This is a genomic window from Cryobacterium algoritolerans, from assembly GCF_004402785.1.
Lineage (GTDB): Bacteria > Actinomycetota > Actinomycetes > Actinomycetales > Microbacteriaceae > Cryobacterium > Cryobacterium algoritolerans.
Genome location: NZ_SOFP01000077.1, coordinates 1 through 5,210 on the forward strand (window position 1 = coordinate 1; position 5,210 = coordinate 5,210).

4 protein-coding genes are annotated in these 5,210 nt (G+C 69.5%); 2 read left to right on the forward strand and 2 right to left on the reverse strand.

Annotated features, from left to right (window positions below; genetic code table 11):
- The first annotated feature begins 437 nt into the window (after nucleotides 1-437).
- Nucleotides 438-1,184 carry an alpha/beta fold hydrolase gene (locus E3O19_RS15810; protein WP_134569226.1) on the forward strand — a complete coding sequence of 249 codons (747 nt, stop codon included), beginning with the start codon at nucleotides 438-440 and terminating at the stop codon, nucleotides 1,182-1,184.
- A gap of 118 nt (nucleotides 1,185-1,302) precedes the next feature.
- Nucleotides 1,303-1,566: a 30S ribosomal protein S20 gene (rpsT, locus tag E3O19_RS15815; protein ID WP_134569228.1), complete on the forward strand. Its 264-nt coding sequence runs from the start codon at nucleotides 1,303-1,305 to the stop codon at nucleotides 1,564-1,566.
- 109 nt (nucleotides 1,567-1,675) lie between these two features.
- Here rpsT and holA read toward each other — a convergent pair whose 3' ends face one another.
- Nucleotides 1,676-2,749 (reverse strand): DNA polymerase III subunit delta, encoded by a 1,074-nt coding sequence (gene holA, locus E3O19_RS15820; protein ID WP_134569230.1) that lies wholly within the window; start codon nucleotides 2,747-2,749, stop codon nucleotides 1,676-1,678.
- A gap of 78 nt (nucleotides 2,750-2,827) precedes the next feature.
- Nucleotides 2,828-5,210, reverse strand: a 2,383-nt coding sequence (locus tag E3O19_RS15825; RefSeq protein ID WP_134569232.1) for a ComEC/Rec2 family competence protein, incomplete at its 5' end; no start/stop codon positions are given.

Genomic DNA, 5,210 nt, shown 5'->3' on the forward strand with positions numbered 1-5,210 from the left:
CCGGGCGGGACTTCGTCACCGAACCCGCCACCGTGCACCCCACCGGACCACCGCAAGCCAGGGTGCCTGACGCCGGGCCGCCGGACGCCGGGCCACCGAACGCCGGGCCACCGCGAGCCCGGCCGCTGGCACCCATCCATCGCCAGCTCACGAACAAACCGGACGACCCGCCGTTCTGACGCCAGGCGGGACGCGTGGTCGTGAACAGCGCCGTCGCCAACGACACAGTTGCGAAATGCGGTGCCGGAGCTACGATCGGGCCAGGGCCGCCTCCCTGGACCGGCGGTTGCAAGGTCTGACAGCCAGGGTTGCGGGGTCCCAGGCCCGGGCTCGCAGGGTCCGAGCTCCCAGGGTCCGAGCCTTCCCAGCTCTCGGGACCCAGCTCCAGGGTCCCCGGTTGAAGGTGCCCAAATCGCTGGACGGGCAGAGAGGAACGCATGACACCGGTCCCGCCCGTGCTTTTCGTGCATGGCATCCGCACCTCGGCCACCATGTGGCGCGGACAACTGGCCAGATTGGCCGAGGACGGGTATCCGGGCCTCGCGATCGATCTGCCCGGGCACGGCTCGCTGAAAGCGGAACGGTTCACAGTCGAGGGAGCCCTTGCCGCCATCGACAACGGGGTCGCGGCTCTGGGAGGCCGAGTGCTGCTGGTCGGACTCTCCCTCGGCGGCTACTACGCCATCGAGTACGCCGCGCGAAATCCCGAGAAGGTGGCCGGGCTGGTCGCCGCCGGCTGCTGCGCGATCCCCGCCGGGTGGCCGCTCGACGTCTACCGGAGCCTGGCCCGGCTGATCCGTCGATTGCCGGACCACGGGCTGTGGCTCCACACCACGCTGGTGCGGGTGCTGCTGCCACCCGAGAGTGCCGCCGACACGCTCGCCGGCGGGGTTCCCCTCAACGTGATGGATGCCGGCCTCGGCGCCACCGGCACCCTCCGCCCGCTCGAGGGGCTATCCCGGTTTCCGGGCCCGATCTGGCTGATCAACGGGGCCTTCGACCAGTTCAGGCTGCACGAGCACAGATTCCTCGCCGCGTGCCGGAACGGCCGCCTCGTCGTCGTGCCGAGCGCCTCGCATCTCGTCAGCCTGGCCCAGCCGGAGCGGTTCGCGGCGGTGCTGCGCGGAATCCTCGCGGAGATCGCGGCGACACCGCCGAGGCCGATTGTCGGCCCCGTCGAATAACTGGTATCGTTTGCTGTTGGCTTGCGTGCTGGGTCCCACCCCACACGATCTTTGCCGCCCGGCGCCCTCTACCGCCAAGCGGCCCATCCGAACAAGAACCTAACGAAAGCGTACAAACGTGGCAAATATCAAGTCGCAGATCAAGCGAATTGGCACCAACAAGAAGGCTCAGGAGCGCAACAAGTCGGTGAAGAGCGAGTTCAAGCGCGCCATCCGCGCGACTCGCCTCGCCGTCACCGCGGGCGACAAGGAGAAGGCCGTCGCCAGTCTCGCCGTTGCTTCGAAGAAGCTCGACAAGGCCGTCAGCAAGGGCGTCATCCACAAGAACCAGGCGGCAAACAAGAAGTCGGCCATCGCGAAGTCGGTCGGCGCACTCGTCTAGTCACCAGATGACCTGGTTTGAGGCCGTTGTTTGGAACTGAACCGGTGTGAAAGAAAGCCCCCGCCTTACGGTGGGGGCTTTCTTTTTTTGTACGACGAACAATCGACGGTCAGCCCTCGCCGCGGCGCGCGATCACACCGACCAGTCGTTCGAGGGCGAAGACGGGGTCGCGACCGGCGCCCTTGACCGCGGCATCCGTCTCGGCGAGCATGACCATGCATTTGGCCAGACCCTCGTCTGACCAGCCGATCAGGTCACGCTGGGCTCGCTCGACCTGCCACGGCGCGAGCCCGAATTGCGAGGCGAGCTGAGCCGAGCCGCCGCGCACTCCGTGGAGCTTGGCCATCGTACGGATCTTCATGGCGAACGCAGCGACGACCGGGACCGGGTCGGCACCGGAGGAGAGCGCGTGGCGGAGGATGATCAGGGCCTCCCCGTGCCTGCCCGCGATCGCCGAGTCGGCAACCTTGAAGGCGTTCGCTTCAACGCGCCCGCCGTAGTAACGATCAACGGTGGTCTCGGTGACCTCGGAAGCGGAGTCCGCGATGAGCTGCTGGCACGCTGCGGACAACTCGGCGAGGTCACCGGAGAACGCCGCCACAAGGGAACGGAGGGCGCTGGGTGTTACCCGCTTGCCGGCCGCCTTGAATTCGGCAGACGCGAAATCGTGCCGGTCGGAGTCTTTCTTGAGTTCGGCGCAGACCACTTCAACGGCGCCGCCGACGCCGGACCGGATCGTGTCCAACAGCTTCTTGCCGCGCACCCCGCCGCCGTGCCGCAACACGACGTAGGTGTCTTCGGCGGGGTTCTCGAGGTAGGCGAGCGCCTCGATGAGGAAGGTGTCACTGCACTTTTCGACCGAACTCACCCGGATCAGCCGGGGCTCGCCGAACAACGACGGGCTGGCCATGGTGAGCAACTCACCCGGCGCATAGCTGTCGGCCTGGACGTCGCTGATCTCCAGGCTAGGGTCTTCGAGTTTCAGGAAGTCCCGCAGCTGTCGGATCGCCCGCTCAGCCAGGAACACCTCGGTGCCGGACACCAGCACGATCGGGGCAGGACGCACCTGGTGCCAGGACAGCTGCGGGATGGCGACGGATTTCGCGGGTCGGCTCGGTGTCGCCTTGCTCGATGCCGATCGGCCCGTTGCGGCCCGACCAGAGGATGCGGTTCGTGCGGCCACTCGGTTCCCTTCGATTGCGTGGGTTAAGCCTAGCCCGGGCCACCGACGCTGGCTGCAGACCGTGAACTGGTCACTCACTCACCTTGTGGAGGAGTTCCCGCGCCGTGACGCTCCGGTCGTCGACTTCTCCGTCCAGACTGTCAGCGCGCCGTGCCCGCTCGGATCCAGGGCGACCACGGCCATCCCCTGCCGGTCGGTGCGCACGGCGACGGTGCCGTCCGCGGCGAGGATCTCGAGCAGCCGGTCAGTAGGGTGCCCATAGCCGTTGTCGACGCCGACCGAGATCAGCCCCACGGTTGCCCGGAGATCGGCATAGAGGTTGGGGCTCTGATCGCGCGAGCCGTGGTGGGCGACCTTCACGACGTCAACCTGGCCGGGGGCTGACGCGCGGCGCAGCGCATTCTGGGCATCCTCGCCGAGATCGCCGAGGAAGATTGACCGGATGCCCCGCCCGTCGAATCCGATCGTCACGCTCCCCGGGTTGCCGGTCTGCATCACCGAGGAACCGCGCACGGGCCAGAAGATCTCCCAGTGCAGCCCGCCGAGCGTACCGCGGTCGCCGCGGGAGCCCGTGCGCACCTCCGCACCGCCGTCCGCGAGCCGCTCGTGCAGGCGCTCGTCCTGCGCATTCTCCGGAATGCCGACCAGCGCCGTGCCGACCCGGCCGATCACCGCCTCGATCCCGCCGATATGGTCCATGTCGTAATGTGTGAGCACGAGCAGATCGATCCGCTCGATCCCCAGAGTGCGGAGACAGTTCGCCAGCATCGCGGGGTCAGGGCCGACGTCGACCAAGGCGTAGCGGTCCCGGTCGCGCACGACGACCGCGTCGCCCTGGCCGATGTCGCAGGCCGCAATCTGCCAGTCCGCCGGAAACGCCACGGCGCGGCCGACGCCCGAGCCGATCAGGCTCCCCGTGTAGGTGCCAGCGGCGACGATCAGCACGGCCGCCGCCGGGATTCGCCAGCGCGACCGCCACACCGAGGGAGGCCCGCCACTCCGAACCCCGGTCGCAGCAGGACCGGCGGTCACAGCAGGACCGGCGGTCGCAGCGGGACTGCCAGGTACGCCAGGACTGCCAGGTACGCCAGGACTGAGCAGGAGAGCGAGGGCGAGTAATGTCAACAGCCCCGTGGCCGTAACGCCGAAGGTCCCTCCCAGCCACGGGAGCCGACTGCCGGGCAGCGCCGCGCTCGTGGCGGCAACGGCGGCAATCCACGCCGAGGGCAGCCACGCCAGCTGAAGGATTCCCCCTGCCACGCCGGGAAGCCATGGGAGCAGCAGGCACGCGATCAGGCCGATCACGGTGGCCGCGGGGGCGGCCGGTCCGGCGAGCAGATTCGCCGGTACCCCGTAGAGCGGGAGAGTCGGGCTGAGCAGAACGAGCACCGGCTGGCAGGCCAGCTGCGCGGCCAGCGGGATAGCGATGACACCGGCAAGCCAGCCAGGCATCCAGCGGCCGAGGACCCGTCCCAATGGCCCGGCCAGCACCAGCAGGCCTCCCGTCGCCAGCACCGAGAGCGCGAAGCCGTAACTGCGGGCCAGCCACGGGTCGAAGACGAGCAAAACGATCACCACGAGGGCGAGCAACGGCAGACCCCGGCCAGACCGGCCCGACCCGATCGAGAACAGGAGCACGGTGGCCATCAGCGCGGCGCGCAGCACGCTCGGCTCCGGGGTCACCAGTACAACGAACCCGGCCAGGGTGAGGAGGGCCAGCGCCAGGCGAGCCACGCGGCGCAGCCGCAGATAGCCACCGAGCAGGAGTACACCGGCCGTGACGACGGCGCAGTTCGCCCCGGACACCGCCGTGAGGTGGCTGAGAGAACTGGTCTTCATCGCCCCGTCGAGAGCCGGTCCGACAGCGCTGGTATCGCCGATCGCCAGCCCGGGCAGCAGGTCGCCGCCGTCCCCCGGGAGCCTCCCGGCGGCATCGGCGAACCGGGCCCGGAGATCGTTCGCCCAGGACAGCCACCACGGTGGATCGGCGATGGGCTCCGGCGGATCCCGGCCGAAGACGAGCGCCGCCGCCGCGTCACCTGGTTCGGCCAGCCGCATCCGGGCGGGCAGACGAATGACGGCGCCGATCCGGAGCGCGGGACCGTCTGGAGCCTCCGCGAAGACCACGACCGGCACCGACACGGCTACCGTGTGGCCGCCCTGCCCGAGGGAGCTCACGGTGCCCTTGAACCGCACCCTGCTCGAGCCGCCTCCGCCTCCGCCTCCAGTGCCGCTGTGGCCGCCGAACGAGGCGGTTTCGACCGGCCTCGACCACACAGTGACGGTCGCGGTGACCACGGCGTGCCTGGCCGCGACGTCCTGCACTTCGGCGGGCAGTCGCGCGGGGGCTGTCACGGCGACCGCCGATGCCAGCAGAGCGGCGCCCGCGCAGCACACGGCCAGCTGGGCCGGCACCGTGCTCGACAGCACCTCGCGCACCGGCACCCTGCGCGCCGGCACC

Bases quoted from the DNA above. Each gene is read 5' to 3' on its own strand.
- E3O19_RS15810 (WP_134569226.1), top strand. From the start codon at position 438: ATGACACCGGTCCCGCCCGTGCTTTTCGTGCATGGCATCCGCACCTCG.